The organism is Candidatus Binatus sp. (assembly GCF_036567905.1).
Lineage (GTDB): Bacteria > Desulfobacterota > Binatia > Binatales > Binataceae > Binatus.
Window position 1 is genome coordinate 81,518 of sequence record NZ_DATCTO010000063.1, and the last position, 24,985, is coordinate 106,502.

Annotated in this window: 21 protein-coding genes; 16 read left to right on the top strand and 5 right to left on the bottom strand. The window is 62.0% G+C overall.

The features are described 5' to 3' along the window. Positions 1–6: 6 nt before the first annotated feature. From VIO10_RS09785 to VIO10_RS09840, 12 genes are all read left to right on the top strand, one after another. Positions 7–2,862, top strand: coding sequence for a molybdopterin-dependent oxidoreductase (locus VIO10_RS09785; RefSeq protein WP_331963031.1), 2,856 nt, complete (start codon positions 7–9; stop codon positions 2,860–2,862). 2 nt (positions 2,863–2,864) lie between these two features. Then, a complete protein-coding gene (locus tag VIO10_RS09790) occupies positions 2,865–4,097 on the top strand; it encodes an AMP-binding protein (protein ID WP_331963033.1) in 1,233 nt (410 codons plus the stop codon). Then, positions 4,087–4,779, top strand: a complete 693-nt coding sequence (locus VIO10_RS09795) for a hypothetical protein (RefSeq protein WP_331963035.1) — start codon at positions 4,087–4,089, stop codon at positions 4,777–4,779. The genes VIO10_RS09790 and VIO10_RS09795 overlap by 11 nt, the downstream gene beginning before the upstream one ends. A 6-nt stretch (positions 4,780–4,785) precedes the next feature. Further along, the gene (locus VIO10_RS09800) at positions 4,786–6,078 is read left to right on the top strand and encodes a hypothetical protein (protein WP_331963037.1); all 1,293 of its coding nucleotides are present in this window, start codon (positions 4,786–4,788) and stop codon (positions 6,076–6,078) included. A gap of 11 nt (positions 6,079–6,089) precedes the next feature. Continuing rightward, complete coding sequence (locus VIO10_RS09805; protein ID WP_331963039.1) at positions 6,090–7,193, top strand: peptidase U32 family protein; 1,104 nt, start codon at positions 6,090–6,092, stop codon at positions 7,191–7,193. Beyond that, on the top strand, positions 7,190–7,732 hold the full coding sequence (locus VIO10_RS09810) for a hypothetical protein (protein WP_331963041.1): 543 nt from the start codon (positions 7,190–7,192) through the stop codon (positions 7,730–7,732). Before VIO10_RS09805 ends, VIO10_RS09810 begins: the two co-directional genes overlap by 4 nt. Position 7,733: 1 nt before the next feature. Continuing rightward, positions 7,734–8,756, top strand: coding sequence for a GTP 3',8-cyclase MoaA (gene moaA / locus VIO10_RS09815; RefSeq protein WP_331963043.1), 1,023 nt, complete (start codon positions 7,734–7,736; stop codon positions 8,754–8,756). 32 nt (positions 8,757–8,788) lie between these two features. Continuing rightward, complete coding sequence (locus VIO10_RS09820; RefSeq protein WP_331963045.1) at positions 8,789–10,096, top strand: DUF1329 domain-containing protein; 1,308 nt, start codon at positions 8,789–8,791, stop codon at positions 10,094–10,096. Between the two features lie 19 nt (positions 10,097–10,115). Continuing rightward, a complete protein-coding gene (locus VIO10_RS09825) occupies positions 10,116–10,565 on the top strand; it encodes a nitrate reductase associated protein (protein ID WP_331963048.1) in 450 nt (149 codons plus the stop codon). A 42-nt stretch (positions 10,566–10,607) separates the two neighbouring features. Further along, positions 10,608–11,798, top strand: coding sequence for a radical SAM protein (locus VIO10_RS09830; protein WP_331963050.1), 1,191 nt, complete (start codon positions 10,608–10,610; stop codon positions 11,796–11,798). A gap of 98 nt (positions 11,799–11,896) precedes the next feature. Beyond that, a complete protein-coding gene (locus tag VIO10_RS09835) occupies positions 11,897–12,856 on the top strand; it encodes an ROK family protein (protein WP_331963053.1) in 960 nt (319 codons plus the stop codon). Further along, a complete protein-coding gene (locus VIO10_RS09840) occupies positions 12,835–15,678 on the top strand; it encodes a glycoside hydrolase family 38 C-terminal domain-containing protein (protein ID WP_331963055.1) in 2,844 nt (947 codons plus the stop codon). Before VIO10_RS09835 ends, VIO10_RS09840 begins: the two co-directional genes overlap by 22 nt. Here VIO10_RS09840 and VIO10_RS09845 read toward each other — a convergent pair. Beyond that, positions 15,659–16,093 carry a DUF2784 domain-containing protein gene (locus VIO10_RS09845; RefSeq protein ID WP_331963057.1) on the bottom strand — a complete coding sequence of 145 codons (435 nt, stop codon included), beginning with the start codon at positions 16,091–16,093 and terminating at the stop codon, positions 15,659–15,661. The two genes, VIO10_RS09840 and VIO10_RS09845, sit on opposite strands and share 20 nt — an antisense overlap. A gap of 141 nt (positions 16,094–16,234) precedes the next feature. Continuing rightward, positions 16,235–17,992 (bottom strand): thiamine pyrophosphate-binding protein, encoded by a 1,758-nt coding sequence (locus tag VIO10_RS09850; RefSeq protein WP_331963060.1) that lies wholly within the window; start codon positions 17,990–17,992, stop codon positions 16,235–16,237. Between the two features lie 275 nt (positions 17,993–18,267). On the opposite strand from VIO10_RS09850, the gene VIO10_RS09855 reads away from it, so the two are divergent. The 3 genes from VIO10_RS09855 to VIO10_RS09865 all read left to right on the top strand — a co-directional run bounded on the left by VIO10_RS09855 (position 18,268) and on the right by VIO10_RS09865 (position 21,308). Beyond that, entirely contained in the window at positions 18,268–19,533 is a 1,266-nt protein-coding gene (locus tag VIO10_RS09855; protein WP_331963062.1) for an acyl-CoA dehydrogenase family protein, read from the top strand. A 107-nt stretch (positions 19,534–19,640) separates the two neighbouring features. After that, positions 19,641–20,867, top strand: a complete 1,227-nt coding sequence (locus VIO10_RS09860) for a thiolase family protein (RefSeq protein WP_331963065.1) — start codon at positions 19,641–19,643, stop codon at positions 20,865–20,867. A 102-nt stretch (positions 20,868–20,969) separates the two neighbouring features. Next, positions 20,970–21,308 (top strand): hypothetical protein, encoded by a 339-nt coding sequence (locus VIO10_RS09865; RefSeq protein WP_331963068.1) that lies wholly within the window; start codon positions 20,970–20,972, stop codon positions 21,306–21,308. Between the two features lie 45 nt (positions 21,309–21,353). Here VIO10_RS09865 and VIO10_RS09870 read toward each other — a convergent pair whose 3' ends face one another. The 3 genes from VIO10_RS09870 to VIO10_RS09880 all read right to left on the bottom strand — a co-directional run bounded on the left by VIO10_RS09870 (position 21,354) and on the right by VIO10_RS09880 (position 23,502). Next, complete coding sequence (locus tag VIO10_RS09870) at positions 21,354–22,157, bottom strand: alpha/beta hydrolase (RefSeq protein ID WP_331963071.1); 804 nt, start codon at positions 22,155–22,157, stop codon at positions 21,354–21,356. Between the two features lie 87 nt (positions 22,158–22,244). Continuing rightward, the gene (locus VIO10_RS09875; RefSeq protein WP_331963073.1) at positions 22,245–22,856 is read right to left on the bottom strand and encodes a ubiquinol-cytochrome c reductase iron-sulfur subunit; all 612 of its coding nucleotides are present in this window, start codon (positions 22,854–22,856) and stop codon (positions 22,245–22,247) included. A 184-nt stretch (positions 22,857–23,040) separates the two neighbouring features. Next, positions 23,041–23,502: a hypothetical protein gene (locus VIO10_RS09880; protein ID WP_331963075.1), complete on the bottom strand. Its 462-nt coding sequence runs from the start codon at positions 23,500–23,502 to the stop codon at positions 23,041–23,043. A 135-nt stretch (positions 23,503–23,637) separates the two neighbouring features. Between VIO10_RS09880 and VIO10_RS09885 the strand changes: the two genes are divergently transcribed. Continuing rightward, a complete protein-coding gene (locus tag VIO10_RS09885; RefSeq protein ID WP_331963077.1) occupies positions 23,638–24,981 on the top strand; it encodes a hypothetical protein in 1,344 nt (447 codons plus the stop codon). The last annotated feature ends 4 nt before the right edge of the window (positions 24,982–24,985 follow it).

Below are 24,985 nucleotides of genomic sequence, written 5' to 3' on the forward strand. Positions count from 1 at the left end.
AAAAAAATGGCAAACGAATCGGATAAGCCCCAGGGCTCCGGGTCGAGACGGGATTCCGTGCAGGAGCAGCGCCAATATTTTGAATGGGATAGCTGCAAGTGGGGTACCCATCGCGTCAACTGCTACCCCGGCAGTTGCCCGTTCCGCGTCTATGCCAAGGACGGCAAGGTGATTCGCGAGGAAATCTCCTGCACCTATCCGGAGTTCGACGACCCCGAATCGAGGGTGCCCGACTACAATCCGCGCGGATGCCAGAAGGGTTACCAACATTCGCGCGCGATGTACGGACCCGACCGAGTGTTGCACCCGATGAAGCGGGCGGGCGAGCGCGGCAGCGGAAAATGGGAAAAGATTTCCTGGGATCAGGCCTTCGAGGAAATCGGCGACAAGATCGCTGGTGTCATCCAGAAGTACGGCCCCAAGGCGCTGATCGACGATCACGCCGCCAACGGCATCGGAGTGTTTCGCGGTGCTGCCGAGGGCTCGACCACCGGCATGACTTCGTTACTCGGTGGAGTGAGCTTCGATCTCGACTTCGTGACCGGCGACTTCAAGGTCGGCCAGTGGCTGACCTTTGGCGAGATGCATCACGCACCCGGGATCGAGAATTGGTTCCTGCCCGACACCATCATCCTGATGTCCAACCCGGTGTACGCGAACATTCCCGACATGCACTACATCCTGGAAGCCCGCTATCGCGGCGCCAAGATAATCGCCGTCGCACCGGACAAGAATCCTTCATGCCAGTTCGCCGACATCTGGGTGCCTATCGACTGGTCGGCGGATCCCGCGCTGTGGCTCGGGGTGGCAAAGATTCTGATCGACAAGGGATGGATCGACGAGCACTTCGTCAAGGAACAGACCGATCTGCCAATCCTGGTTCGATCAGATGATGGCCGGTTCCTGACAGAATCCCACCTGCGCGAGGGCGGAGACCCTGAACAGTTCTATGCAATCGACTCCGCGACCGGACAGCCCGTGCAGATGCCCAAGGGTACGCTTGAAATGGCCGCCGACTATGCCCTCGACACGCGCACCAGCGTGCGCCTGAAAGACGGCACCAAGCTCGACGTCAGATCGGTTTTCAGCCTGCTCAAGGAACGCCTTAACGACTATACGCCGGAGAAGGTCCACGAGATGTCGGGTGTTCACCCAGACATGCTCCAGCAGATCGCCGAGCTCTGCCGGCCGCCCCGCAAGATTTTCGGCTATATCAACTTCATTACCGGCAAGCTCTATCATGGCGATCTGCTCGAGCGCTCGTATTGCTACATCCTTGCGCTGACCGGCAGCATCGGCAAACCGGGCACCGGCACCCAGGGATGGTCGCCGGGAACGGAGATCTCGGCCTCGATGGCGGCTGTCTCCGGAATGCCGAAGCAGGTGATCGAATCGGAGAACCCGATCGCCGCGGCCGCGACCGTGACCCAGATGATGATGGAGGATTACAAGACGCGCCTTAAGATGGACCCCACGATGCCGCCGGTCGAGGCCGCCAACGGCACGGCGCATGAGGGTCTGAAAATGTCAGGCACGCTCACGCCCGGGGTTTTTCTCTGGTATCGCCACGCCGGATACAAGGAAGTCTGGGACAAGCATCTGCACGATCCTTATACCGACAAGAAGATCAGTGACTACGCCGAAGACGCAGTCGCCAAGGGCTGGTGGGACGGATTCGACCAGAAAGTCACACCGCGCGCCATGTTCGTATCAGGATCGAATCCGCTCCGCCGTCATCGCGGCGGCATGAATACCTATATAAAGACCCTATGGCCGAAGCTCGAAACGATCGTCGTTTTCGATCCGCGCTGGAGCACGACCGGTCTTTATGCAGACTATGTATTGCCATCCGCCTCTTACTATGAGTACGCGGATGTAAAGTACTCGACGCCCGACACGCGACTGCTGTGCTTCACCGATCAGTCGGTGCCGATGCAGGGAGAGTCCCGATCGGACCGTCAGATTGCGCTTGGCGTGTTGCGCAGCATCGCGAAGCACCTCAAGGCCCGCGGCATCGAAAAGTACAAGGCCGGCGAAAACCGTGAGGTCATCGTTGACGACCTGTACTGGCGAGCGACCTACGGCAACCGCTATGGCGAGACCAACGCCGACGAAGAGCGCATGGTCGATGACTGCCTCCATGCCCTCGGCGAGCTGGGATGGCTCACCAGCCTTGACGGTGAAGACGTTAACCTCGCCAACATGCGCAAGAACGGCAAGGCATGGCTGAGCGGGCGTCCGCCCTGGCACGGGATGGTATGCCAGAGCACGGATATGGTCCCGCGCCAGGTTCATGTGCCGATGAGAGACCAGGTGGAACTGAAGGTCCCATACGCGACCACCACCCGGCGCATCGCGTTCTACATCGATCACCCGTACTTCATCGAAGCGGACGAGGCCCTCGTTTGCTGTAAGCGGCCTCCAGACATCGGCGGTCACCAGCCGCTGAGAATCACCGGCGGCCACGTCCGCTGGAGCATCCACGCCAATTGGCATACTTCGCTCGAAATGATGAAGCTGCATCGCGGCGAGCCGTTCGCCTTCATCAATAATACTGCCGCGCGCGAAAGGGGCATCAAGGACCACGACTTCATTCGCGTGTACAACGACTATGGCGAATTTCTGGTGAGAGCGAAGCCGTCCGCCTGCGTGCGACCGGATCAGTTGGTCATCTACCATGCCTGGGAGCCGTATCAGCATCCCAATGGCATGCCCGCAGACGGCCTGATGCCTGGCCCACCCAAAGGGCTCCACTTTGCCGGCGGCTATCGGCATTTTGAGTACACGCTGTTTAGCTGGGCGCCATCACAGAACGACAGGCAGACCAATATTGAGTACGAGAAGGCGACCTTTCAGGCATAATCATGTCCAAAGTCGGCGGTGCGTTGCCATCTTGGTATTGGCCTGCAGGCATCCCGCGTCGAGTTCCGGTAGCACAGCAGCCGCTCGGCCGTCTGTTCCGGCAGCGATTCGCGACGATGAAAGACCGAATCGCGGTCGCGGACAAAAATGTCCGCATCACTTACGGTGAACTACTCGAGCAAAGCCTGAGTCTGGCCGGCGGTATCCAAACCGCCGGCCTCACCGGCACCATCGCGATCTCCGATCCTGATCCGCTCGAGAGTCTGCGCCTGTGCCTTGCCGGTTTGTTCGCCGGACGCCGCATCTTGCTCGCCGATCCCGCAGACTCCCCCGAGCTGCTCGCGGCCCGGCTTGCCGAGGGCAAGGCTTCCGCCCTCATCACCTCAGATGGCGCCGGGCCTGCGCAGGCCGCAGGCGTCGCAATGGTCGCCAGGAGCGATCTGCAGGGGACATTCAGCGAAGCGGGAACAGCGATACGCGCGACGGAGCCTGCGATACTGCTTCCGAGCGGCCGTGGGCTGGTCGCGCATTCACATTTCTCTGTATCGGCGATGGCCGCCTCGATGGCGGCATTCATTCCCCGGCTGCGCGAGATCCCGTTTGTATGCACCGAACCTGCGATCGGCTCTTGGGAGATGCTGACAGGTATTTTGCTGGCCATTTCACAGGGTAAGCCTGTTGTATTTGCCAGCCTCGAAGAGTTCGACGCCGGCGAGTTGACCGACTTCGTGACTGACAACTACATGATCATTCAACGAAGCCAGGCCGACGCAATGTTGGCGGGCGGCCGTATACCGCCGATGATGAGTCAGTCTGCCTATGTCTTTGTGTCGACTGGATCTTTCGACCCGCGATGGCGCCGGCACATGGAAGCGCTATGTGGCCGCCCGATCTTTCCGCTCTGGGGACTCCCCGAGGTCGGCCCTCTGGTTGCCGCTCATCCGACCTGGATTCCGCCGCATGGACACGGATTTCCACTGGTCAATGTCTCTCTGATTCCGATCGATCCGGACAGCGGCAAGGTTTCGATCGTGCCGTGGGAGATGCTCGATCAGGCGGAGGTTGGCGTCGAGGCGCTATCCGCGATGGTCGGCTACGTCGAGCCGGCGCGCAACGTCGGGGTCAAATCCGGCACCGCGGTCAGGACGCGCCAGGTCGCCACGATGGATCATGTTGGCGTAGTTGTCCTGCAGGGCGCCCCGTTCGACGGCCTGGGAGCCGCCGGTGCCAACTGAAAACCCATATCTGTCGTTCGACGTTCCCGGCGGCCGACTTGCCTTCGGCGACGGAGACCTCGACATCTGGGCGGAGCATCTCGCCTGGTGTTACCGGATGATGGGCATCCCGGACGGCGCAACGATCGCGGTTCAGGACTTCGGCAGCAGCCCCATTTCCTTTCTCGGCTCGAGTCTGCTGATGCCGGGCCTTCATCGCGGTGTCGCCGAACGTATCGATGGCCGCTTCATTTGCCTCGACGCTTCCGCTGAGCGCGTCACCCTCACGCCCGCTCTGCTGGCGCAACTGGCCGTCGATGCGCTCGTGATCAGGGAAGACGTGCTCGTGCTGCTTTCCGCGGAGCTGCACAAAAAGGGATTTGCGGAGCTCGCACAGCGCGCGATGAAAACAATCGTGGTGTTCGGCGACCAGCCTTCCGCCCTCAATCCGGCCCGCCGGCCGCCGTCGCGCCATCTTATGCACGTCGAAAACGCCCTTCTGCTCGCACCCCAGTGCGTCAAGTGCGAGTGCTTCCACCTCCGCGATGGGTTCTACCAGGTTGACGGACGCATGATTCGCAACCTCCGGATGGCCGCGCCGGCCTACGACCTGCCGCGCGGCGAACTGTTCCCGCCTTCGCACTGTGCCGCGGGCATCCGCGACTGGTGCATCGGATGGTCACCTCGCGGACGAGGTATTTGATCGGCGATGTGTGACCCTGCTTCGAGCTGCGCGCCAAACGATGTCATCGAGACCCTTTCGGGCGCCCAATTGACTGCCTGGCAGACCGACCGTCTGCGCCAGGTCGCCAGCCACGCTTACCGCGAGGTTCCATTCTACCGCGAACTGTGGAACCGGGCTGGCGTCGAACCGGGGATGCTTCGTTCGCTCGAAGATTTCGCGCGCTTCCCTACGATTTCAAAGCATGACCTTGTACAAGCGGGCGACGGTTGGACCAATCCGCATCAGGGCGCCGTCGCATTCAGTACCCGCGGCACTTCCGGCGCTCCGCTGCTCGTATGGCTGAGCGCGGAGGAAGAGGAAGCATACATTCAGCCGACGATGCGCGGCTTTCGTTGGGCGGGATTCCAGTCCGGGATGACCGCCCTGTTGATGAGCCCGGTATGGCACCGTCTGGCCGCCTGCGAGGCCCACGCGATCGCACGTCTGGGCGGGCGCTGCGCGTTTTTCTGGGGAAGCATGGGCTCCGAGTACACCGACTCCTTCCTTTATACGCTGTCCTCGCAGCGGCCCGAATTCATCACGACCACCGCGCCCTTCCTGCTCTCCCTGATTCGACGCAGCCACGGCGCCGCGAGTCGGCCGCACCAGCTTTTCAAGGGAGTACGCTCGGTCGTCGTCGTCGGTTTGCCGCTCACGCCGCGCATGCGCGAGTTCCTGCGCGACCGCCTCGAAGTCGAGGATGTCTTCGAACGCGGTGGAACGCAGGAAGGAGCCGCAATTGACGAATGCCGATGGCATACCGCTCCCCACGTGCACGAGGACGTCTGCTACCTCGAAGTCATCGACGAGGCCGGCGTTCACCTCGCGCCCGGCTTGCGCGGTCGTTTGATCGTTACCAAGCTCACCACTGCCGGCAGCATCTTCGTGCGCTACGACACTGGTGACATTGCCGCATTCGCGCCCGGGCAATGCGCCTGCGGTTGTGGTTTTCGCAGACTGAAAATTTACGGACGTCCCGAGAGCAGCGTGCTCGTCGGCGACCGGCTAATCACCGCCTACGACGTCCGGATGTGCATCGAGGAAGACCCCGCTCTGGTGGGCCGCAACGTGTTGCTGATTCGCGAGGCCAACGCGCAGGCCGGCGTCCTGACCGTCGCCGTCGAAGGTGAGGCGCACGACCCGGCCAACCTGCAAGCGCGCCTGCGCCAGCAACTCGGGGTCGCCAGCGCCGACATCGCCTGGCTCGGCGACCTCAGGGTCAACTGGGGTTTCCGCCAGGTGCTCGAAAGTCACGAGCTACGACTCCCCAGGAACTGATGGAGGCGCCGATGAAACTGATGCTCCCGACCAATTGGGATCCCGAACTCATCGCGCAAATTGCGCCGTTCAAGCCCGATTACATTTACGGAAGCCTGCCCAGCGAGGCTACGCTTCGCTCCTCACAGATGCTGTCCGCCGCGAGCGAGGACGATATAGCGCTCCATGTTGCACAAGCCTCGCAGCACGGCATTCGTCTCGTTTACGTCATGAATGCCACCTGTCTGGGAAACAAGGAATACTCCGAAGAAGGCCGTGGTCAGTTGTTGCAGCGTCTCCAGTGGCTGGTCGATATCGGCGCGGCGGCGGTCGTCACCGCCAATCCGTTCGTGATGGAGCTGATGCGCGAGAATTTTCCCGCCCTTGAGCTGCACATTTCGGTGCTCGCATCGGTCAATGACGCCCGCAAGGCGAAATTCTTCGACGACTTGGGCGCCACCGTGATTCATCTCGATCCCCAGGTTAATCGCGACTTCCGCCGTCTCGAAGCCATCCGCAAGGCCGTCGGCTGCCGTCTCTCGCTGGTGGTCAACGAGGGCTGCCTGCTGAGCTGTCCGATCCGCCAGTATCACTCCAATATGATTTCCCATTCGGGGGAAAGCATCACCAGCCGATACTACGTGGACTACTGCTACTACCGCTGCTCGCTGCTCAAGCTCAACGACCCCGCCGAGCATCTTCGCTCGCCATGGGTCAGGCCCGAGGATCTGGCCGTGTACGAAAAGTTGGGGATCGACCTGTTCAAGATCGCCGGCCGTGAAAAGATGGAAGAGGGACCAAGCTCGCACACCGATTGGATCGCCATGGTCGCCAATGCGTACCATTCGAGGCACTGCGAGGACATCGGCCGCCTCCTCGTCGGCATCCAGCCCCCTCACAAGCTCTTCGGCGAGGCGCCTGAGCCGTTGACCGTCCGAATCGACAGCGCGGAGCTGGATGGCTTCCTGCGCTTCTTCCAGGACGACCATTGTCTGCTCGATTGCAACCAGTGTGACTATTGCGGGAATTGGGCGCAGCGCGCCGTCCACGTCAGCGGCAGGCCGACGGAATGCGCGCAGGCGCTCGCAGACGACGTGCAAACCATTCGAGTCGGAAGTTATCGGAGTGGCAGGTGAATCAAGCAGCTAATTCTGTCGACCTACAAATTCTGGCCGCGTTTCATATGCTTTTTGCGGCCGTGTTTGTTGGCTCCAATGTGTTTCTCGATTTCCTTTTGACCCCGCGTCTCGATCTCATTCCGCCCGGCCAGGCCGCGCGGCTCGGTGACAAGCTCGGCACCGACTTCGCCTGGCTGAACTGGATCGCCCTGATGGGTTCCGCGCTGAGTGGACCCCTGCTGCTGTGGCGATTGGGCAATTTTTCGTCGCTGTTCGACCCGGGTTTCTACATCACCGGTTACGGCGCCGCCCTGGGGACGATGATGACGATCTGGCTCACCCTGATCATCACCGCCGCAATCCTGACCTTCTACCTGCGCCCGCGCGTCGTCGTGAAGCTTCCCTACGATGCCACCCGTCAGCAGGTCGAGGGCTCTCGTACCGACGCCATGAACTATGCGGCCTGGATGAAGACTCTGGCGCGCTACAACGTATACGCGTCGTGCCTCGCGATCGTCGTTGGCGGCTTTCTGCGCTTCGGAGGTTTTCCTTTCTGAGATGCTGCCGGATAACCAAAGCGCAACCGTCCGAGCTCAGCCGCCGCAGCTGCGCGACCGTTTCGGCCGCACCATGAAGAAACTGCGCATCTCGCTGACCGATCGCTGCAATTTCCGTTGCGTTTATTGCATGCCGGAGTGTCCGGTCTGGGGTCCCAGGGAAGTGGTCCTCAGCCTCGAAGAGCTCCATCATCTGGCCGGCGTTTTCGTTAGTCGCTTCGGACTCGAGCAGATACGCCTGACCGGTGGCGAGCCTCTCCTGCGCAGCGGCGCGCCCCGATTCGTGTCCATGCTCCAGAGTCTCCGAGCCGCCGGACTTCGGCGCGTCTCGCTCTCGACCAACGGCGCCCTGCTGGCGCGCTACGCGCGCGAACTCGCGGACTCAGGCCTCGACGGCGCCAACGTCAGCCTCGACTCGCTGTCTCCCGCCCGCTTTCAGCAAATCACCGGCGGCGGCAACCTGCGCGAGGTTTTGCGTGGGATCGACAGTGCGCGTGAGGCCGGACTTCCGGTGAAACTCAACGCCGTGGTGATGCGCGGGACCAATGACACCGAAATTCCAGCGCTCGCTGCCTGGGCATATCGCGCCGGCATCCCTCTGCGCTTTATCGAGTTCATGCCGCTGGACAGTCGCGGTCTTTGGAGTCCCGACAAGGTCTTCACCGAGCGCGAGATCGTCGCGCTCCTGGCGCGGGATTTCGAGGTCAAGCCGCTAGCGCGCACCGAGGAACCGGCGAGCTACTATCTCTTGAACGGACACTTCCGCCTCGGTGTAATTTCGACAATCTCCAATCCGTTCTGCGCGCGCTGCGATCGCATCCGGCTCACTGCCGATGGAAGGCTGTTCGCTTGCTTGTTCTCGCCCGCGGGCGTCGATCTCAAGAGCGCGCTGCGCCCCACGGTCAATCCGGATTTGCTTGAATCGCGGATCGAAGCGGCGATCCTGAATAAGTCCCCCGGCTTCGTTGACCGTTCCGCGTCAATGGATCGCGGCAATGTAGGAATGCACGTGCTCGGGGGCTGAATACAGTGCACAGCCGCTACCCTATGAACACAATGATCAAACCCAATGACGCGCCGCCCACGCTCGTTCGACTGATTGCGATCGCGCTGGTGGCTCTCTTGACCCAGCTCACCGCGCCGCAATCTGCCGCGGCCCAGGTGCGGCCCGGAGACATCATCACCGCCGCCAGCGCGGACAAAGCAAGGGAGCTGGTGTCGCCCGGAGTCTATCTCAGGATAACCCGCGGCATGAGCATGCAGATCGTGCCGACCGAACGCATCGAATGGCCGCCGCCGTATCGCGAGGCCACCGAGAAATATTCCTCGCAGGTCCGGCTTTCCAATGACCGTCGGAGCCTGGTGGGATACGTGGCGGGCTTGCCCTTCCCGTTCATCGATCCGAACGATCCCAGTGCCGGGACCAAGCTGATGTGGAACGACACGTTTCGCCCCACTTCCACCGACGACTATGATGTGCGCGACTTCAGTTGCATCAGCGAGTACGCGGGGTTGAATCGGCCGTACGTTCCAATCAACTACTACGAGTTCGGCCATCTGGCCAGTTACAACCTCGTCGGCCGCACCGAGGTCGAGCCGATGCCCACCGACCCCGATTTCCTGACCAGCGGGCGGCTTTTGCTGATCGGCTTCTATCCATTTATGGCGCCGCAAGAGGACCGTGGCCGCGGCTTCGTCCGCTATCGATATGCCGATCCTCTCAAGGGCGACGACACTTGGAGCTGGAACCCCGGGGCTCGACGAGTCAGGCGGCTTGGCGAGGCGTTCCTGGGATCCTCGGCCGGTGCGATTACATGGTCGCTCGACAATTTTCAGGGCTTCGCCGCCAAGAATGAAAACTACGACTGGCGCCTCCTGGGCGAGAAACCCATGCTGGCTCCCATCGCCGTCGCTCACGTGCCGGAAGTGACCTGCCCGACCGACGGCGGCGCCAGCGCATGTCCCGAGCGTTGGCAAATGCGCCGGATCTACATCATCGAGGGGCGCGCGCGGATGGACCGGGTTCCCGGCGAGCTGTTCGGCCGCCATGTCATGTACCTGGATGCCGAGGCCCAATGCATTATGTACCAGGACCTCTACAATCGCGCCGGCGAACTCTGGAAGAACTATCTGACCTGGATGGCGTACCGCGATCGCGCCGTACCGGACGCGCGCGTCGCGATTTACCCGTTCAAACGCGTCTTCCAGGTCGGCGCGAGCATCGATGATCTGACCGCCGGCTTCGCCACCATGTGTTACCTCCCCGCACAGGACACCACCGAGCGCGAGTCCTGGTACATCAACATGGGTGCGGTGGACAAGAGTTTCTTCACCGTCAAGGCAATGACCGCGGCTGCGCCGTAACCTGCGCGAGAGGAGCCCGATGTTCAGGCGCTTCGACTTCGAAAAGGAACTGTACGAGACGCTCGAGTTTATGCCGCTGTCGGTACGGCGCAAACTCGACTTGGCTGGTGTGAAGCTCCATTTGAGGGAATGGCAGGCGCTCTCGCGGACCGAGCGCCTGGTGGTCTGCCACTTCCCGGTCGCATCCCCGGAGGAACGCGACGTTCTGGCGGCCTTTCTGCGCGACGCGGTTAAGACCCGCGCGGGAACCGAGCTCGCGGCCATGAAGCCCGGATCGCACGACGCTGCGCCCGACGACGGCCAGGTGCCGCCGGATGTTGCGCGGCTGATCGCCGAGCTTAAGCTGCCGGAGAAGCGCTGGTCGCTGCTCGATCCCGATGAACGCTTCGCGCTGGCAAAGATGGCGCGCGGCGGAGCCGATAAGTTTATGAGCGCGTGGTCCGAGTTCGCGGACCAGCGGCGACAATAGATATTCCTGGCTGGCGCGCAACGATAAACAGGAGAACCTGCGATGATTCAATCAACTCACGAAGATGCTTCCTTCAAGCTGCTCGATCGCGCCATTGCCGGACATCGGCTCAGCGCCGGCGAGATACGCCGCCTCTACGACTTGCCCGCAAACGATCTCGCGGCGGCGGCTCACGAAGTACGCCTGCGCCGCAGCAACCCGGAGCTGGCGACTTATTCCATCGGCGGGAATATCGATTACACCAACATCTGCGTCGTCGCGTGCAAATTTTGCGCGTTCTATCGTGCCCGGCACCAGGAGGGCGCCTTCACCCTCACGCTCGATGAAATCGCCGACCAGATGGACGAACTCAGGCGCATCGGGGGGCGCGATGCCCTGCTTGAGGGCGGCATCAATCCCGACCTGCCATTTCAGTGGCATTTGAATCTGCTGCGCTTTCTCAAATCGCGCTATCCGGAAATCCACATTGACGCATTCAGCCCCGAAGAGATTCTCGGTCTGGAGAAGCTGACCGGCCGCGATGCGTGGGATATTCTCTGCGAGCTGAAGGATGCCGGACTCGATGGCGTGCCCGGCGCCGCCGCCGAGATCCTGGTTGACGAAGTGCGCGAACGCACCGCGCCGACGCGGATGAAGACCGGAGACTGGTTCCGAATCATCGACGCGGCCATGAAGGCCGGCCTCCACAACCCGTGGGTAGGGATGGTCATCGGATTCGGCGAGACGCTGGAACAACGCGTTCAGCATCTGATCGCGCTGCGCGATCAACAGGATCGCGGATTGGAGCGTTACGGTTGCGGCTTTTCGGCGTACAAGGTATGGCCCGCACGCCTCGAGCATACTCGCCTGAACGGGACCACTCCCCCTGCCGATAATGATGCGGTCGTCAATGAGTACTTGCGCGACGTGGCGGTCGCGCGACTTGCGCTCGACAACATCGAAAATCACCGCGCAGTCTGGCGCACGATGGGCTTCGAGGTCGCCAGCCGGGCACTGCGCTCAGGAGCAAACGATCTCTGCGGCACCGGGTCGATCAACGCGATTAACGCCTGCATCACGGCGGCCGGCAAGGATTTGCCCGACCCGACCGAGGCGCTGCTCCGCGACGTGGTGAAATGCATCGAAGCCGCCGGCTTCACTGCTGCGCTGCGCGATCCTTATTACAATATTCTCAAGCGCCACGGATCGATGAAGTTGGAGCTGCCCGAATCAGCAGTGGCTGCGGGAAAGTAGATCCACCTGCTTCGCTGGCCAGCGAAGCAGCCGCTGGTGAACCTGGTGGTCGTTTGATAGAGCTTGCCCGCTACTAAAATGGTCGAGGGCGAGATCGCGTGCCCGCAAAAATCTGGATCGGTGTCGATATCGGTGGCACAAAGACGGCGATCGTCGTCTCGCAGCGGCCGCCGGATATTAGCGAGCGTCACCAGTTCGCTACCCTGCCCTCCAAGGGCCCCCACCGCGCGCTCGACCTGATCGGTAAGGGAATCGGCGCCATTCTGAAGAGGCGCGGGCTTCCGATCTCGGCAATCCGCGGTATGGGCATAAGCTGCGGCGGCCCGCTTGATCGATTGCGCGGAATTATCCATTCGCCGCCCAATCTTGCCACGTGGGTGGATGTTCCGATCAAGGGAATCCTCGAGCGGCAATTCGGCGCTCGATGCAACGTCGAGAATGACGCAAACGCCGGCGCCGTCGCCGAGCATCGCTACGGCGCGGGGCATGGTTTCGACAACATGGTCTTCCTCACGATGGGCACGGGACTTGGCGCGGGAATCATCGTCGATGGGCGACTTTACCACGGCACTGACGATCTCGCCGGCGAGATCGGGCATGTGCGGCTCACTCGCGGCGGCCCTGTCGGACATAACAAGCGCGGTTCAGCCGAGGGATGGGCAAGCGGCGGCGGGATGGAGCAGGTAGCGATGCGAGCCGTCGGAGACGCGCGAAAGCGCGGGTGCAGCACGATTCTGACCGCCCATCGCCGGACGCTCACGGCTCGCGACGTTTGCGCGGCTGCGAAGCGCGGCGATGCGGTCGCGATGCGAATCGTTCGTTCCACGGGCGAGCGGCTCGGCCAGGTTCTGGCGATTGTGGTTGACATCCTCAATCCGGAGCGGATTGTGATCGGCGGGCTGGCGATGCGCACGGGCGAGATGATACTCGGACCCGCTCGCGAGGTGATGGCGCGCGAGGCCTTGCCCGCGGCAGCGGGGTCTTGCCAGGTGGCGCCGGCTGCATTGGGCGAGCGTATCGGTGATGTTGCGGCGCTATGCGTCGCGATGGGACTCTAATCGGCGAGGCGCGCTTCATGGAGCATCTTTATTTCGTTGTTCACACTCACTGGGATCGCGAGTGGTATCAGCCGTTTCAGCGGATGCGTGCGCGGCTGCTCACGATGACCGACAAGATGCTTGGGCTTCTCGAAAGCGGAGCCCTCCCATGCTTTCACTTCGACGGCCAGACGATCGTGCTCGAGGATTACCTCGAAGTACGGCCCGATAGTGCGCGCCGAATTGCGAAGCTGGTGAAAGCCGGCAAGCTCCAAATCGGTCCATGGTACCTGCTCGCGGACAGCTTTCTTGCCAGCGGCGAGGCGCTGATTCGCAATCTTGAGATCGGCAGCCGTATCGCGCGGCGATTCGGCAAGTCCGCACAGACCGGCTATTTGCCCGATCAATTCGGTCACGCCGCACAGCTTCCGCAGATTCTCTCGGGGTTCGGGCTCACGGCGGCGGTCGTTTTCCGCGGCGTGGGACGCGAAGTGAATTGCAATCGATTCATCTGGGAAGCGCTCGACGGCAGCGCGCTGTTCACGATCTTTCTGCCGTTCGGCTATTCCAACGGCGCCAGCCTGCCGACCGACTCGGCGGATGCAATGATCGCGCGAGTGAACGAAATCGCCGCGCGCGGACGCGAGTTCTCGGCCGACGCTCCGATCCTGGTGATGAACGGCAACGATCACGCGGAACCCGATCCGATCGTCTTCGAGCGCCTGAAGCAAGCAGCCGGACGCGCGCCATTCACGGCTGAGGTCGGCACGCTCGACGATTACGCGAAGCGGCTTTCCGAGCTGCCCCGGAACGGCACGCCTCGCGTCCGCGGCGAACTGCGATCTCCCGCCCGGGCGAATATCACGCCGGGCGTCAGCTCGACGCGAGCCTGGATAAAGCAGCGTGACTTCCAGAACGCATACCTGCTCGAGCGGATTGCCGATCCGCTTGCCGCGCTCGCCTTTCCTTTGAACCAGGCTGACGACCTGACCGCGCTGCTCGAGGTTGCCTGGCGCATGCAGATTCAGAACCATCCGCACGACTCGATCTGCGGATGCTCGATCGACCAGGTTCATCAGGACATGCGCTACCGCTTCGATCAGGCCGCAATGATCGGCGAGATCGTGGCGCGCCGCGCCTCGGAGGCCCTGCTTTCAGCGCCAAACGGCGGCGAAGCCGCGATCGCGGTGTTCAATCCCACGTTCGCTCGCCGCGCGCTCATCACGGGTGAAACCGAAGTCGGCGATCCTCATGCAAGCTACGTCGCGCTGGATAGCGACGGACGCCGGATTCCCGTCGCGATCGACGTCGCGCGGCCGGCGCGGCCGTTGGAAATCGAGGTGAAGGCGGCCGACCTCAAAGGCTTGATCACCGGCGCTCAGGTGATGGACCAGTATGTGAACCGGTTCGAACTCGAACCCGTTGGAGACAACCGATTCGATCTCCGCGTGTTCGTCAGCCGCAGTCCGGCGGGCGACCTGGATTCGGAGAGCTTTCGCCGGCGAATTCTTGAGCTGGCTGACGATGCGATCCTTCGGATCCGGGCTACGGAGGCCGCGCGGGCGCAGATCACTTTCGTTGACGACGCACTCGTGCAGGCCGGCTTCAGCCTTTATCGGCTCGTTCGCTCGGACGAACTCGCTGCTGATACGCCGGCCAATGCGGCCGGGATCGAATCGATCGAGAACGAATACTTCAGGCTCAGTCCGTCGCCGCGTGGGCTGAAAATCGACGACCTGAAAAACAACAAGACCCTTGAAATTTATTTCGAAGATGACGGCGACCGAGGCGACGAATACAGCTTCGACCCGGTGGCCGATTCGGCGCCGATCTCGAGGCCTGCATCGATCCCCGCCAGCGTGATCGAGCGCGCAACGGTCAGAAGCCGCATCGCCCTCTCATTGGTTTACCGTCTCCCGTGCGCGCTCACGGAGGATCGCACGGCGCGCGCGCCACAGACCGTCGAGGTTCCGGTGCAACTGACCGCCACCATCTACGCGGGACTGGAGCGCGTGGATTTCGAGGCGGCGATAGATAATCGCGCGCGCGACCATCGCATCCGCGTCGCTCTATCCACGCCGATTGCGGCTACGCAGTCGCTCTCCGACACGAATTTCGGAATCGTCCGCCGCCCGCTCGATCCAACCGAGCCGGCCGGCGCCACGGAAGATGTCTATCCGACCGCGCCCCATCGGACCTTCACCGCGGTGCAGTCCGCGGAGTTTTCGGCGGCCATGATGAGCCGTGGAATCTACGAGACCGAGGCCAGGCGAGACGGCGGCGGTACGACAATCCTGTTGACGCTGTTGCGATGCGTAGGATGGCTTTCGCGCGGAGACCTGAAGATGCGCCGTGGTGATGCGGGTCCGGAGCTCGAGACGCCCGACGCCCAGGAAATCGGCCAGCATCGTTTTCAATTTGCCATCACGGCCTGGCGCGGTTCGTATGCAGGCGCCGGCGTCGTTCAGCTAAGCCAGGCGTATGCGTATCCGCCGCGCGTGTTCCAGGCTCGCTCCGCTTTGGATGTTTCTGAGAATCGACTTTGCGCCTGCGACAATCCGCAAGTAGTGTTTTCCACCGCGCGCGCGACGCAGCGCGTCGGGGCCTACATCGTACGCGCCTTCAGCGCTTCCGAGTCGCCGGAGATCGCGCGATTCAACTTCGGCCGCGGCCGGAGATCTCGATTGATCGATCTCGCTGGCCGGCCTTTGAAAGGTGCCAAGCTTAAGCGGCGCCGCGACGGTTCCGTCGAGTTGGATCTGCGCCCCTTTCAGATCGTGACGTTTGAAGTTCGCTGGCCTATGGCTGATTCGCGCCGCGAAACTAGTACCGCCGGTAGTTGATCCGCCTGATCCGCGATCCGCCGCGCGAGTGCGAACTGCGGCGCGGCCATTTGGGCGGCGCAAGCCAGAAGGTCGCCGCCACCAGGATTGTGAAGGTGGCGTAAAGCGCGGTGAACATCCACGGTGGCGCGTTGTAGAAGATCAGGCGGTGCGTCCAGTAAGCGACAAAGTCGCCTGGGTAGCGCGCCTGTCCTGCTCTGGCACGCAACGAGTCCTCGAGCGTGGTCAACGGACACATCACACCCAAAATCGCTTCCAGGCAAACTAACGCGATCGCCACAAGGTGCGAGAGGCGAAAACCGAATCCCCGCACCCATTCCCACTCAAACACAACACCGATGAGGATTGCGGCGAAGCCGAAAACAACAAACACGACATAAGCCGCATGGATCATCACAACCGCGTCGGCAAGCACGCGCCATCTCACCATGATTTCATCATCGCACCGCCGCGAGCGTCGGCAAACGGTAGCGGATAGGTCAGCCTCGCCGATGCGGGCCGAGGCCTGTCTGCAATCGGGCGCCTCGCTCGATCACGGGCACGCGCCGCAATCTATTCAATCCAGCTTGCGCTTACCGTAATAGGGCAGCGTAGTCTCACCCCCGGGATCGGGCTTCGGTTTTTCCTGCGTGAGTCCAGCAAGGCCGGCGCTGTACATCGCAAGCGTGCCCGGCTCGATCACGTCGCGGTCCGTGACGATGTTGATGCAAGCGGGCCGTCCCGAAGCGAGCGCCCGCTTGAGCGCCGGCGCGATATCCGCCGCGCGCTCGACCAGTTCGCCCTGGGCGCCGAGACCCTCGGCGGCGCGTTCGTAATGAACCATGCCGAGTTCGGTAGCCATGGTGCGGCCTTTCCCCCACATCAGCTCCTGCCCGTGCTTGGACATCCCCCATTGCTGGTCATTGTTGATTACGACGGCGATAGGCAGGTTGTTCTTCGCCGCGGTATGGAATTCCGAGAAATTAAGCCCCGCCGATCCGTCACCGACGATGCAGAAAACCTGCTTGTCCGGGTGCGCCGCCTTGCATGCGAGCGCGAACGGAAGGCCGGTCCCCAGGCAACCGAGATAACCATGCGTCAGGAATCGTCCCGGATGGCGCGCCGTCCACGCATTTGACATCCAGGCGGCGGTCTCGCCACCGTCGGCGACCACGATCGCGTCGGTGCTCAGGGTCTTGGCGATCTCGTGCGCCATCCGCGCCGGATGAATCGGGCCGGGCCCGTCTTTGAGCGCATCGTCGAAGCGATGGCGCATTGCATTGCGGATCGCGCTCAACCGCTCCAGCCATTCCGCGTGCGGGTCGAATTTTTCGTCCTTCGCCGCTGCGCAGGCCTGGCGTAGGAATTCGCCGCAATCGGAAACAATGCCGAGCTCGATATTCCGGTTGCGCCCGATCTCCTCGGGCTCGATATCGACCTGGATCACGCGTGCATCGCCCGGAATCACCGAGTTGCGCCCGCCGGTAAACAACCCAATCCGCGTACCAAGCAGGATTACGAGGTCGGCGCTGCCGCCGCCGCTCGCATGGATCGCGGGATGAATCGGGCCGAAGCCTCCGAAGCATAGCGGATGCTCCTCGGAGATCGAGCCGCGCGCTTTGGCGTTGGTCATCACCGGGGTGTTGGTAAGCTCGGCAAAGCGCGTCAGCTCGGCCGCGGCCTGCGCGAACCATACTCCGCCGCCGGCAAGGATCGCCGGGCGCTTCGCCTCGGCAAGCCAGTTGAGCGCCTGCGCGAGCGCGGCTCTGCCCGGACCGGCGGGCTCTTTGGACCGATAATCTTTGGGAAACTCGACTCGCTCCTCATCAACGCGGGTGAACAGCACGTCGATCGGCAGCTCCAGGAACACCGGCCCGGGGCGGCCTGAAGTCGCATGGCGGAAAGCCGCCGCCAGGTATTCTGGAATCCGCTCGGTATGCGTGACGCTGCGCGCCCACTTGGTGATAGGCCGCAGGATGCCCATCTGATCGACCGCTTGCAGCGACAGCTTGTCATCCTCGATGAGCGGGCTTCGCCCTCCGATCAAAATCATCGGGATCGAGTCCATGAAAGCGTTGGCGACTCCAGTGACCGCGTCTGTGACTCCTGGCCCCGCGGTCACGATCGCGACGCCCGGACGCCCCGTCGTGCGCGCCCATCCGTCAGCCATATGCGCCGCTGCCTGCTCGTGACGAGTATCGATTACGCGAAAGCCGTGCGCGCGGCAGGCCGCGTAAATCGCGTCGAGATGGCCGCCGTGGAGCGTGAAAATCTCGCGTACGCCCTCTTGCTCGAGCGTCCTTACCAGCATCTCGCCGCCGTCAATCTTTGCCATTGGTGAATCTCCCTCTGCGCAGCGGGGTGTAGGCGCGCCCTCGATCGTCGTGCGATTTGAAGCGCGGCCTGCGTCTTCACAGTTCCTTTCATCTTGCTTATAGACCAGCGATGCGTATTCGCCTAGACGCGCCACGCCACTCGAGTTGCCCCGAAAAGAATCATTGCGGCGATTGGATACATCCCACGACTGAAAACTCTTCACTAAACGATCGTTCATTCCGGGCACAACCTATGCTACCCATTCCATTTAGTACGACCGTCGAGGAGCAAGGAATGGACACCTACCGCGAGCTGAACGTCGAATCCCCTAAAGATATCGAGTCGGTCAAAGAAAGCGTTCATCGCTTCGCCAAGGATGTCCTTCGCCCGGCTGCGGTGAAGCTCGACCGCATGACCGATCCGCGCGACGTGATCGCGCTCGATTCGCCGCTGCGAAGCGTTTTGAAGCAGGCATACCAGCTGGGATACCACGTCGCCGGCCTTCCCACGGAAATGGGCGGCATGGGACTGCGTGGGCTCGGAATGCATGTGCTGATCGAGGAGCTGGCCTGGGGCGCGGGTGATCTGGCCATAAGCCTTCTGGCCACGAGTTTCCCGTTTTCCGCCGCCGCCGCGAGCGGCAATCCGGAGCTTTTCGAAAAGTTCGTTAAGCCCTATATCGCCGATCGCGACGGTAGTCTCATCGGATGCTGGGCGATCACTGAGCCTCAGCACGGCTCCGATGAACTGGTGCCGGGTACGCCCGAGTTCCACAATCCCCGCGTGACCGGTCAGGTCGTCGCGCGCGCCGATGGCGACTCATACGTGATCAATGGACAGAAGGCGGCGTGGGTCTCGAACGGGACGATCGCAACCCATGCGGCGCTTTACCTGACGACCGAGCCCAAGGCCGGCATGGCCGGCGGCGGTGTCGCGTTCGTCCCGCTCAACCTGCCGGGCGTGTCAAAGGGTAAGCCGCTCAACAAGCTCGGCCAGCGCGCGCTCAATCAGGGTGAAATTTATTTCGACAATGTGAGGATTCCGCGCAAATGGATGCTGACAAAGAGCGAGGGCTACGAGCTCGAAGTCGAACGGACTCTCACATTTGCCAACTCTGCGATGGCGGCTGCGTTCACCGGCGTCGCACGCGCCGCCTACGAGGAAGCGCTCGACTACTCCAGGCAGCGCGTCCAGGGCGGGCAGCCGATCTGCGAGCATCAACTCGTCCAGAAGCATCTGTTCGAGATGTTCACCAAGGTTGAGGCATGCCGGGCGCTGTCACGGGCCGTGATGATCTACAACCAGACCTCGACGACTCCGTCACTGGAGCACGCGATCGCGGCCAAGACGTTCTGCACTCAGGCATCGTTCGAAGTCGCGAGCGACGCACTCCAGGTATTCGGCGGCAATGGCCTCAGCAAGGAGTACGGAATCGAAAAAATCTTCCGCGACGCACGCGCCTCTTTGATTGAGGACGGCACCAACGATGTCCTGAGCCTCGCAGGTGCGCGCCACATTCTCAGTCGCGCCGGCGTGACGGGACCCGCGATGGCACGGTAGCGCCGCGTCGGGATCGCAGGGGAATCAACATGGCGCATCTTCAGGGACCGATCGATCGAGAGAAAGCGGGAATCGACATTGCCCGCGCCTGACAGGGAGGAATCAGCATGCCAAACAGAGAACGTGTGACAGTAGCCGGCGTCGGGATGACGCGCTTCGGCAAGTATTCGGATCGCGGCGTCCGCTCGCTGGCCGAAGAAGCGGTGGGCGATGCGCTCAAGGACGCCGGCGTCGCGCCGAAGGATGTCGAGGCGGTTTTCTTTTCCAATGCGATTGCCGGATTGATCACCGGCCAGGAAATGATCCGCGGACAAGTCGCGCTCCGGAACACCGGAATCCTTGGCGTCCCGCTGTTCAACGTCGAAAACGCGTGTGCGTCCGCTTCGTCCGCGTTCCACTTGGCGTGGATGGCGATTCAATCGGGACTCTACGACGTCACGCTCGCCGTCGGCGCGGAGAAGATGACCCATCCCGATAAAGGTCTCACCTTCAGGGCGATCGGCACCGCCGTGGATCTGGATCAACTTCGCGAACTCAAGGCTCGGATGAGCTCCGGCGACAAGAAACCGGAAATCGAGGGCGGAGGCGAGAAGAAATCGTTCTTCATGGACATCTACGCGGCCTCCACCCGCGAATACATGAAGATCAGCGGGGCGACCGCGAACACCTTTGCCGATATCGCGGTGAAGAGCCACGCCTTCGGCGCGCTGAATCCCAAGGCGCAGTTCCACGATCGGGTCACGCGCGAGCAGGTCCTGGCCGCGCGCGAGGTCTCGCCGCCGTTGACCGTAATGATGTGTTCGCCGATCGGAGACGGTGCAGCCGCGGCAGTGCTCATGTCGGAGAAGTATGCGCGCCGACTGGGTATCGCGACGCCGGTCGAGGTGCGCGCGTCAGTAATCTTTTCAGGGCGCGATCGCGCGGCTGACGAACCCACCGCGCTCGAGCGCGTGACCAAGCGCGCTTACGAAGTCGCCGGCGTGGGACCATCGGACATCAACGTGCTCGAGGTTCACGACGCCGCCGCGCCGGCGGAACTCATCTCATGTGAGGAACTCGGACTCTGCGCCCGCGGCGACGGTCCCAAATTCCTCGCGAGCGGGGCCATGGATCTCGGTGGAGCCCATGTCGTCAATCCCAGCGGCGGACTGCTCTCGAAGGGCCATCCGATTGGCGCCACTGGAATCGCGCAGATCGTGGAAATCGTCGATCAACTACGCGGGCGATGCGGCGCGCGGCAGGTGAACGGCGCGCGCATAGGACTCACCGAAAACGGTGGCGGCTTTCTCGGACGCGATGCCGCGGCAATGTCGGTTCACATTTTCTCGAGGTAGCAGAGGCACGATGGAGCACCAGGCGTCGGTAGGTTCACGGCGGTCGATCCTTCGAGCCCAAGCGACCCGTGGAGCAGGACTAGTTTTCCGGAATAGAGGATGATGACTGAGCAGACGATTGAAGGGTACGAGTCGGTCAGGACCTGGCGGCGCGATCTAAGCGATCAGTGGGGCGGCGACCCGATTGCCGAAGAGCCCGAGAAGCTGCAAGCGCTCGCGCGATTCTGCCAATTCGTGGGCGAGAATCCCGATGCGATCATCGGGCGATGCTTTCGGGTCCGGAAGTCAGACGGTGAGCGGGTAATCAGCACCAAATGGCGCGCCCATTACGCCAATAAGATTCGTGAGTTCCGCGAACACAACCCGGACCATGAGTCACAACGCCTTGGCGCCAATGTGCTGAGTTTTTTAATCCACAACGGCGTACTGATCCAGGTCTAGGAGCATCGGAAAGAGCGGCCCGCAAGCCAACCTGCTCGCTCGCCCTCAGTTCCTCAGCCAGGTGACGATTCTCTGGTGAATCCCGATCGGATCCGCCAGCTGAAATGCATGTCCCGCGCCCGCAATCATGTACAACTCGGCCTGCGGGATTCTGCTCTTGATCAGGTTGGCGTTCTCCGGCAGCACGAGCACGTCCTTGTCGCCGTGCACGATCAGCACCGGGCACTTGATCTGCGCCAGCCGATCGTACGCGTTGAACTGCAAGATGCCCGCCAGCGCGCGGTCCGCGGTCTGCGCCGGCGTAGGTGGCATCATCTTCGCGCCCGCGATCAGCATCGCTTTGATCTCGGGATGCTCGGCGGCGAATTCCACCGGCATGAGCGCCGGCAGCAGGATGTCGAAGCCCTTCTCCGGATCGGTCGCCATGATCTTGCTCGCCGTCATCAGCCTTTCCAGGATTTCCGGCGCCGCCATCTTCGTGGTTGGACCTCCCGCCATCGTGCATCCAAGCACGACCTTGGCGACCTGCTCGGGATGCCTGAGCGTGAGCTCCTGCGCGATCATCCCGCCCATCGACACTCCGAACACTTTTGCTTTTGCGATTCCGAGCGCCCGGAGCAGGTTGCTCGCGTCGTCGGCCATGCCCTCGACGGTGTAGATATCCTCGGGCTTGTCGCTGAGTCCGGTTCCGCGATTGTCAAAATAAATGCACTTGAAGCCGCTGAAGAACGGCAGCGACGGGATCCACGCGGCGCCCGACATCCCAAATCCCATGATCAGCAGCAACGGCTCGCCGTCGCCGTAAGTTTCGTAGCTGAGGTTGATGTTACCGGCTTTGATTATTGCCATCGCAAAAAATCTACTCCCAGTGGAAATATAAAAACGGATGCGGCTCTTTACCGAGCTGCATCCGCCGCGCGTAATTCTAAGTCTCTGTCAAGTGATCTTCAAGATGCTGTCGGGATACTGCTCATTCGGATCGACGCCTGGTTCCATCGTGTACACGACCGACTTATCGACCACCAGCTGTCCGTCGTCACCAACGTAAATCTTGAATCGATCCATCGGACGTGGCGCCGGCCCTTCGAAGTTGAGTCCGTTGATGTAATAGCCCGAGCCGTGGCACGGACATTTGAACTTCTGCTCGGTCTTCAACCATCGCGGCGTGCATCCCAGATGGGTGCATTTGGCGAAGATCGCGTAGAAACCCGCCTTGGTGCGAATGATCCAGGTGCGGAAATCCTGCTTGTACTTCTCGCTCACTTCGCCAACCACGTAATCGTCCGGAAGGCCGGCCTTGAATTTCGATGGCGGCAGAAAGAGCACGCGCGGAAACGCCGAGCGAATCGCCGCGAGCAGACCGATCAGCGAGAATGCGCCGAACCCCGCCCATCCGAGCACACCCAGGAAATCGCGCCGACACCACAAGCTGCCGAGCTCGGACTTTTCCTTGTCCCGCTTCGCCCGTTCTTTCGCCTGCTCGTCCTCGCGCCACTTCTTGAGTTCGGCGGGATCGGTCGGAGCTTTCTCTTTGAGTGCAACCGCCATCTAACTGACGCTACTTCCCCGCTTGGAACAAGCCTGTGATTAGCTCATCCACACCAGATTCGACGCATCCGATTGACAAAAAATTCTATTTCCAAAGGATATGCAACATTCAACGACGGAAACAACTGCCGAACGCTTCGCAAGATTGCGTCAATGACGATGGTTCATAGCGGGACGCGAAATTTCAGTGAAGCACCGGCTGACCGCTCGAGGGCGCCGCGGATGACGTCGAGGGCGCCACGAATGACGGTGCTTCCTGCTTAATCACCGTTGCATTCGTCGTGACTGGCCCCCTGGTTGGAGACCAATCCTGCGGTGTCGTGGATGCCGACGCCGACTCCGACTCCATCGTGTTGTCCGGAATAATCGGAACCGGCGGCGCTGGCGTGCCGTCATTGCCGTCCACCGGCCGGAAAATCGGCGCTACCGGACTGTCGGTGACCAGGTAATGCATCGGACGCGCCACGAGCCATTCGGCCGCGAAACCAACGGGATAGAGCAGGTCGGCGACAATCGCGAGCGGCTGCGAATCCTCGTCGTGATATTCCTTGGGATTCTGTAGATCGGTGTCGTTGTACTGCGCGTGCGAAATTGTGGGCAGCGCGATCCAAAGCGCGGCGCAGAAAATAATTGCGATTCGGCGCATGTCATCAACTTTGCGCGATTGGGCGGCGTCGTGTCAACCCGTCGCGATCACTCGCCGCCGCGCCCGGCTGCAAGGTGGTTTCCCGCGCAGGATCGTTCTTGCCTTGGCACCCCTGCCGGCGCAATTCTAAACACGATGACGCCATCAGTGATGCGCTCTCTCCGTGCATGCTTGCGAAATCCCGCAGCCGCGGCCGTCCTGTTTCAATTCGCCCTCGCAACCATTGCCCATGGCGCGCCGCCGCCCGGCGCGATCACCTTCGTAGGCACTGATTCCAACATCTACTACTGCGATGCCAAATGTTCGGAGCCGAAATGCATCACGTGCAAGGCAGCCGCGATTCATGTCCGGCGCTTCGACGCGATCGTGCCGGTCGCCGACTCTGCCCCCGACGCGGCCCCCGCCAGCACTACCGCCTACGGATTGCCGACGTTCTCGCCCGACGGCAAGCGCCTGGCATATTCGTCCCGGACTCACAAGCAAGCTGACAATTCGTTCGCGGTATGGGTTTACGATCTCGCGCGCAGCCAGCCCACCCAAATCTTTGAGAGCCGCGCCGAGCCCATCGTGTACCTGGCCTGGCTGCCCGACGGGCAGCATCTTTCATTTCTGCTCGGTGAGCCGCGCGGACTCAGCCTGGTGTTGGCCCAGGTCAACGAGTCGAGGCCGGTCAGAATCGTCACCACCGGGATGCCTCTGTACTTCGATTGGGGCGCGCGGCCCGGCGAGGTTGCCTTGCATACGCTCGCCCTCGACTCGGATCGCACCGAACAGGTTTCGCTGATGAGTCTGACGCCCACCAGCCAGAACATCGTCAAGGTGCTCTCGAGCGGCCGCACGCCGTTCAAGACTCCCGCCTGGTCGCCTGACGGCAAGCATCTCGCCTACATCGCCAACTACCACGCCGAATCGAACATCGTGGTGGCCGACGCCGACGCCGGCCGTCCGCGCTCCATCGTGAGTTTGCCGGTCGGCGAGAACAGTTTCGTGTGGGCGCCCGACTCGGCGCATCTGGCCTACTCGACGGCGATCATGCCGCGCAATCCCACCTATCACGGAATCAAGCTGGTTGACGTCGCCAGCGCGAATTCGAAATGGTTGACCCACAACGACGTCGCCGCATTTTTCTTCGCGCCCGACTCGCGGCATCTCGCCTACATCGGCGTCCCCGCAGACAAACCCTACTACAGCTGGTCTGTGGTGGACGTTAAGACTGGCGCCGAAAAAGCGCTCGGCAACTTTCTCGCGACGCCCGAAGAATCGACCGCGTACCGTTACTTCGACCAACTCGCCGTATCGCACACCATCTGGTCGCCCGATTCATCGTCATTCATTTACGCCGGCGTGCGCTTGGCGGGATCGCCAAAGCGGGCGCTGGGATTTGCGCCGCCGCCGATGGCGTATATTGTGCCCATCGACGGCAGCGAGCCCCACGGGATCTCAAACGCGGTTCTCGCCTTCTTTTCCCCGGCCAGGTAGCGCG

Bases quoted from the DNA above. Each gene is read 5' to 3' on its own strand.
- VIO10_RS09830 (WP_331963050.1), top strand. From the start codon at position 10,608: ATGATTCAATCAACTCACGAAGATGCTTCCTTCAAGCTGCTCGATCGC.
- VIO10_RS09820 (WP_331963045.1), top strand. From the start codon at position 8,789: ATGATCAAACCCAATGACGCGCCGCCCACGCTCGTTCGACTGATTGCG.
- VIO10_RS09790 (WP_331963033.1), top strand. From the start codon at position 2,865: ATGTCCAAAGTCGGCGGTGCGTTGCCATCTTGGTATTGGCCTGCAGGC.
- VIO10_RS09860 (WP_331963065.1), top strand. From the start codon at position 19,641: ATGCCAAACAGAGAACGTGTGACAGTAGCCGGCGTCGGGATGACGCGC.
- VIO10_RS09880 (WP_331963075.1), bottom strand. From the start codon at position 23,502: ATGCGCCGAATCGCAATTATTTTCTGCGCCGCGCTTTGGATCGCGCTG.
- VIO10_RS09825 (WP_331963048.1), top strand. From the start codon at position 10,116: ATGTTCAGGCGCTTCGACTTCGAAAAGGAACTGTACGAGACGCTCGAG.
- moaA (WP_331963043.1), top strand. From the start codon at position 7,734: ATGCTGCCGGATAACCAAAGCGCAACCGTCCGAGCTCAGCCGCCGCAG.
- VIO10_RS09850 (WP_331963060.1), bottom strand. From the start codon at position 17,992: ATGGCAAAGATTGACGGCGGCGAGATGCTGGTAAGGACGCTCGAGCAA.
- VIO10_RS09875 (WP_331963073.1), bottom strand. From the start codon at position 22,856: ATGGCGGTTGCACTCAAAGAGAAAGCTCCGACCGATCCCGCCGAACTC.
- VIO10_RS09865 (WP_331963068.1), top strand. From the start codon at position 20,970: ATGACTGAGCAGACGATTGAAGGGTACGAGTCGGTCAGGACCTGGCGG.
- VIO10_RS09785 (WP_331963031.1), top strand. From the start codon at position 7: ATGGCAAACGAATCGGATAAGCCCCAGGGCTCCGGGTCGAGACGGGAT.
- VIO10_RS09885 (WP_331963077.1), top strand. From the start codon at position 23,638: ATGACGCCATCAGTGATGCGCTCTCTCCGTGCATGCTTGCGAAATCCC.
- VIO10_RS09805 (WP_331963039.1), top strand. From the start codon at position 6,090: ATGAAACTGATGCTCCCGACCAATTGGGATCCCGAACTCATCGCGCAA.
- VIO10_RS09855 (WP_331963062.1), top strand. From the start codon at position 18,268: ATGGACACCTACCGCGAGCTGAACGTCGAATCCCCTAAAGATATCGAG.
- VIO10_RS09840 (WP_331963055.1), top strand. From the start codon at position 12,835: ATGCGTCGCGATGGGACTCTAATCGGCGAGGCGCGCTTCATGGAGCAT.
- VIO10_RS09870 (WP_331963071.1), bottom strand. From the start codon at position 22,157: ATGGCAATAATCAAAGCCGGTAACATCAACCTCAGCTACGAAACTTAC.
- VIO10_RS09800 (WP_331963037.1), top strand. From the start codon at position 4,786: ATGTGTGACCCTGCTTCGAGCTGCGCGCCAAACGATGTCATCGAGACC.